This window comes from Mycobacterium sp. (genome assembly GCF_032159565.1).
In the GTDB taxonomy this organism is placed as follows: domain Bacteria; phylum Actinomycetota; class Actinomycetes; order Mycobacteriales; family Mycobacteriaceae; genus Mycobacterium.
The window spans coordinates 1-4,697 of sequence record NZ_JAVHWR010000095.1; the positions used below are offsets into that span (position 1 = coordinate 1).

The window sequence follows — 4,697 nt, forward strand, 5'->3', positions numbered from 1 at the left end:
AATGCGATAGCAAGCTGAATGGTCTGGTGTTCCAAGCCGGTTTGGCCAATTTCAGTTCAGTAAGGCCTGCGCCGTCGACGTCAAGATTCCCAATCGCGGTCCGATACTGATCATTTCCGGTACCAAGGACACGACCGCTCCGAGGGCGTTCACCCACGGCAGCTACAAGAAGCAACTCAAGAACCCAGAAGCGACGGAGTACGTAGAAATCAAGGATCGTGGGCATTCGTTGGTCATCGATCACGGTTGGCCCGACGTCGCCAAGGCCGCGCTGGCGTTCTCCAAGCGATTGGCCTAAGCCGCAGCGGTGACCAACCTACTGACGCTGTCGGAACCCGCGCCTGGCTATCACCACGTCACCCTCGACAATCCGCGACTGAATCTCTTCGATCCGAACCTCGTCGCAGAACTTGTGGAGTTCATTGGAAAGCTCGAACTAGACGACACTGTCAAAGTGGTGGTCTTCGATTCGGCGAATCCGGACTACTTCATGGCCCGCGTCCATCTGCTGCGCTCGGAGGAGTTCGACCGCACCCCGCGGCCTATGACGGGGTTGGCGGTGTGGCCGGACATCGCGGCCCGGCTGAACAGATGCCGTTCCCCACGATCTGTTCCATTCGGGGACGGGTCCGAACACTAACGAGCAGCCCTCATGGGCGATCCGTATTTGCGACAGCTCCTCGACCGGTAATACTCGGTGCTAGACGAACGTGACTCGACGGCATAGCCGACGTCTCCACCGGCGACGCGTATTTCGTTGACGACTTCGTTCCCTACACCCCTGTTCCAACTCGTCGGTCTGCGACCTCAGAAATTTACGACCGCCGTCGTTCTGTGCCCGTATATATGGCACACCTCTCCAACGATGGTGCCGGTCTCGGGCATCACCGGCTGCGTGGCGCAGTCGGGGAACGCGGACCGGTTCATCGACAGCGCGTACAGCCGCCGAACGGTCGACTCGCGAGATCACCACCGTCGAATTCCGCGGCCGGCCAGCGTAACCGCAGCGGTGAGGATTGGGTCAGCCGGCGAGTCTGCGCCAACGGCATCGTGTGCGATGTCCTGGCAGCAAGTCTGCATCGGCCGCCATTACGGTGGGCAACGTTGCGAGGTTCACGGCGACGGCGAGGTGCTGCGGTTCTGGGTCGGCGACCAACTGGTTAAACCGCAGCGCGCACCAGCACCGGCGAGGTACGAACCAAACGGGCCCTACGCGCTAACACCGAGTCCTAACACACAACACAGAGTGTCAGGGATCAACAGACATAGAACCGTCAACGATCAACCGGCTCTGAACACGCCCCACGTCAGAGCGATTTTTCGGGCCTCGCCAATCAGCGTTGCCGGTGCCGTGCTCGCCGTAGGCTCGAGGTGATGCTGGCGAAGTCTGCGATCCGGTTCCTCCCACTTGGTGACCGCCGGGTGGCGTACGAGGTGCGCGGAGACGGTCCACCGCTGGTGGCTCCGGCGTGGTGGGTGAGTCACCTTGAACTTGACTGGCAAAGCGCAGGCTTCCGGCGATTCTGGGAAGGCGTAGCGGGTGGAAACACATTTATCCGCTATGACCGGCTCGGCGTCGGTATGTCGGACCGCACGGTGCGAGATACGGACCTGACCATCGACGGGGAAGTCGCAACGCTACGTGCGCTCCTCGACGAACTCGAGCTCGAGCGCGTCTCGCTCGTGGGCGGTTCGTGCGGAAGCTGCACCGCAATCGCATTCGCCGCAGCGTATCCGGAGCGCGTGGAGCGCTTGGTGCTGTACGGGTCATATGCCGACGGCGCGGCGATTACGGCTCCGCGTGTGGCGGATGCGATTCTCGCGGCGGTGCGCGCGCATTGGGGACTCGGCTCGCGCGTGCTCAGTGACATGTTCCTCGGTGGTGCCGAATCTGCGGAGCACGAGCGCTTTTCACGATTCCAACGGGAGGCGGCCACCGCCGAGACCGCTGCCGCGTTGTTGCGTTTCGTGTATCGCCTCGACGTACGCGAGTATCTCCCTCTGATCCGCCGGCCGGCGCTGGTCGTGCATCGCCGCGACGACCGCGCCGTACCGTTTCGGCTCGGGCGTGAGGTGGCGGCCGCGATTCCGGGCGCGACGTTTGTCCCGGTGCGGGGAAGTGCGCACTTCCCTTGGCATGGAGATGTCGATTCCGTCGTCCGCGTGTGCCGCCAAGCGCCGGCACCGGGGCAGTCGTCGGAGACCGATGGGAGCGGGCCGGAGCAGGTGCTGCTGTCCAGCCGGGAGCGCGAGGTCCTCGCTTGCGTCGCGCGCGGCCTCAGCGATCACGAGATCGCAGAGCAGCTGGTGCTCAGCTCGCATACCGTTCACCGTCACGTCGCGAACATCCGCCGCAAGCTGGGCCGGAATTCTCGGACGGCCGCTGTGGCGGAGGCCGCGCGCCTCGGACTCCTTTGACGTAACCGGAATCGGCCACCGCGGAAAGATGGCCGCTTCCAGCGATGCGCCCACAAGGTGGCCGCCCGTAGGTTCGCGGCATGACGAATATTGCCGGCACCGAACTTCAGGCGAGCCCACCGTCGAGCGCGTGGCTGCGAGTCATGGCCCGGCTCTACGACCCGTTCGTGTGGCTCGGTGAGTTGGCAGGCATGCGCGGCCGCCGAAGCGCGCTCTTAGGCAACGCCCGCGGGCGGGTTGTCGAGATCGGCGCCGGGACCGGGCTGAACGTTGCGCACTACCCCGATGCAATCAGTGAGCTTGTGCTTACCGAGCCAGACGAGGCGATGCGCCGAAGACTCGCGCGCCGCCTGGGGCGGCTTGGGCGCGTCGCGCGGATCGTTGACGCGCCTGCGGAGCGGCTTCCGCTGGCCGATGCGTCAGTGGACACCGTGGTCTCGACGCTTGTCCTGTGCACCGTCAACGACCCCGAACGCACTCTGGGCGAGATCGCCCGCGTGCTTCGCCCCGGCGGGCAGTTGCTGTTCGTCGAACACGTGCGTGCGAGCTCGCGGTTTCTTGCGGCCTGTCAGGACTTCCTGCTCCGACCATGGCGCAGCTTCGCAGGCGGCTGTCACTGCAACCGCGCGACCGCAGAGCTGATGCGCGACTGCGGGTTCTCCATCGCAGCCGACGACGACGTGTGGCGCGGCATGCCTTCCATCGTCCGCCCGCTGGTCGTCGGACGGGCGACTCGGTGATCTGGACGTCGTCGACTTCACCGAGCCCAACAAGAAGCGCTCACGAAATTCGATGAGTGGGCGTCGCCCCGTCCGAATCAGGTGGCGCGTCAAGCATGTTGGGGTGCATGAACTTCAACCAGGTGTACGGGTGCTCGGGCGACGTCGTGCTACCGAGGGTGAACGTTCGGTCGGTGCGGCGCGCGCGTGCGATGGAGGCAAGCCAGGTGGCGACTGTGCTGATGCGATTCTCCAGGCCAGTGAGAAACGCGATGTGAATGAGTCCCCATCCCAGCCATCCGACGAACCCGGCGAGTTTGACCGGGCCGGCCTGCAGCAGGGCATGCCCACGGCAGATGTAGGCCGCGGAGCCCAGATCGCGGTAGCGATAGGGCCGGCGCGGTTTGCCGGCAAGGTCACGACGAACGCAAGCGGCAGCGTGGAGTCCGCCCTGCATCGCATTCTCGGCGACTCCCGGCAGTTTGTCGCGACCGACGAGGTCACCGATGACGAAGATCTCCGGATACCCGGCCACGGACAGGTCGGCTTCCACTTCGATGCGTCCGGCGTGGTCGGATGTGACGTCGAGCACCTTGGCGAGGTGCCGTGCGAAAGGCACGGCCTCGACGCCCGCCGTCCAGAGCACGGTCCTTGCCGCGAAGTCTTCAGGTGGGCCGCCCGTCTTCGGTGTGACGGTCACGCCGTCGTGCCGCACGTCGGTGACGTGCACACCCATGTGCAGCTCAACGCCGAGCCGCTGCAGAATCGTGGTGGCTTTGTCGGTGAGGGCGGGCGCGAAGCTGCCGAGAACGCAGCTGCCCCCGTCGAAAAGCAGTACACGCGCGTCCTCGGGTTCGATGCTGTGGAACTCCTTGGCCAGGGCCCGGGTTGCCATTTCGCGGATCTGGCCCGCCAGCTCCACACCGGTGGGGCCGCCACCGGCTATCGCGAAGGTGAGCCACGCGTCGCGCTCCGGCCCCGGAGGCAAGGTTTCGGCCATCTCGAATGCGCCGAACAGTCTGCGCCGGACGCTCAACGCGTCGTCGAGGGTCTTCATCCCTGGCGCCCACTGCGCGAATTCCTGATGACCCAAATAAGATTGGCGCATTCCGACGGCGACTATCAGTACGTCGTAGTCGATCGTGAAGGTGGACTCGTCGGGGCGGCGGGCGGTGATCCGGTGCGCATCGGCGTCGAGGTCCACCGCTTCGCCTAGCAGGGTGGTGACGTTGTGGTGACGCGCGAGCTCCTCGCGCAGCGAGCGGCTGATCTGCCCGATGCTCAGGGTTCCGGTGGCGCACTGGTAGAGCAGCGGCTGAAACACGTGGCAGGCGGCGCGATCGAGCAACGTGACGTCGACATCGACACGCCCGAGCCTGCGCGCGCAGAACAACCCACCGAATCCGCCCCCGATGATCAGCACCCTCGTCCGGCCGCCACCCATCACGTCTCCTTTTCGCAGTCGCCAACATCAAGCTCATCACGGTGTACCTGTCCAGTGTCCTTGTGAGGCACTGTGCGTGACGGGGGAAGGCCCGAGAAAGCGTTGGAACGAGGCGT

The 4,697-nt window shown here is 65.0% G+C and carries 4 protein-coding genes and 1 pseudogene; 4 read left to right on the forward strand and 1 reads right to left on the reverse strand.

Annotated elements, in window-relative coordinates; translation table 11 throughout:
* Window positions 1-307 precede the first annotated feature (307 nt).
* The 4 genes and pseudogenes from QOC76_RS11680 (at window position 308) to QOC76_RS11695 (ending at window position 3,158) form a co-directional block, all read left to right on the forward strand.
* Window positions 308-640 carry a hypothetical protein gene (locus QOC76_RS11680; protein WP_526356998.1) on the forward strand — a complete coding sequence of 111 codons (333 nt, stop codon included), beginning with the start codon at window positions 308-310 and terminating at the stop codon, window positions 638-640.
* Window positions 641-966: 326 nt separating this feature from the next.
* Window positions 967-1,233: pseudogene (locus tag QOC76_RS11685) on the forward strand (IS481 family transposase); the annotation flags it as partial.
* A 348-nt stretch (window positions 1,234-1,581) separates the two neighbouring features.
* A complete protein-coding gene (locus QOC76_RS11690) occupies window positions 1,582-2,418 on the forward strand; it encodes an alpha/beta fold hydrolase (RefSeq protein WP_526356999.1) in 837 nt (278 codons plus the stop codon).
* 80 nt (window positions 2,419-2,498) lie between these two features.
* On the forward strand, window positions 2,499-3,158 hold the full coding sequence (locus tag QOC76_RS11695) for a methyltransferase domain-containing protein (protein WP_526357000.1): 660 nt from the start codon (window positions 2,499-2,501) through the stop codon (window positions 3,156-3,158).
* A 40-nt stretch (window positions 3,159-3,198) separates the two neighbouring features.
* Here QOC76_RS11695 and QOC76_RS11700 read toward each other — a convergent pair whose 3' ends face one another.
* Entirely contained in the window at window positions 3,199-4,581 is a 1,383-nt protein-coding gene (locus tag QOC76_RS11700; RefSeq protein WP_526357001.1) for an NAD(P)/FAD-dependent oxidoreductase, read from the reverse strand.
* Between the last annotated feature and the right edge of the window lie 116 nt (window positions 4,582-4,697).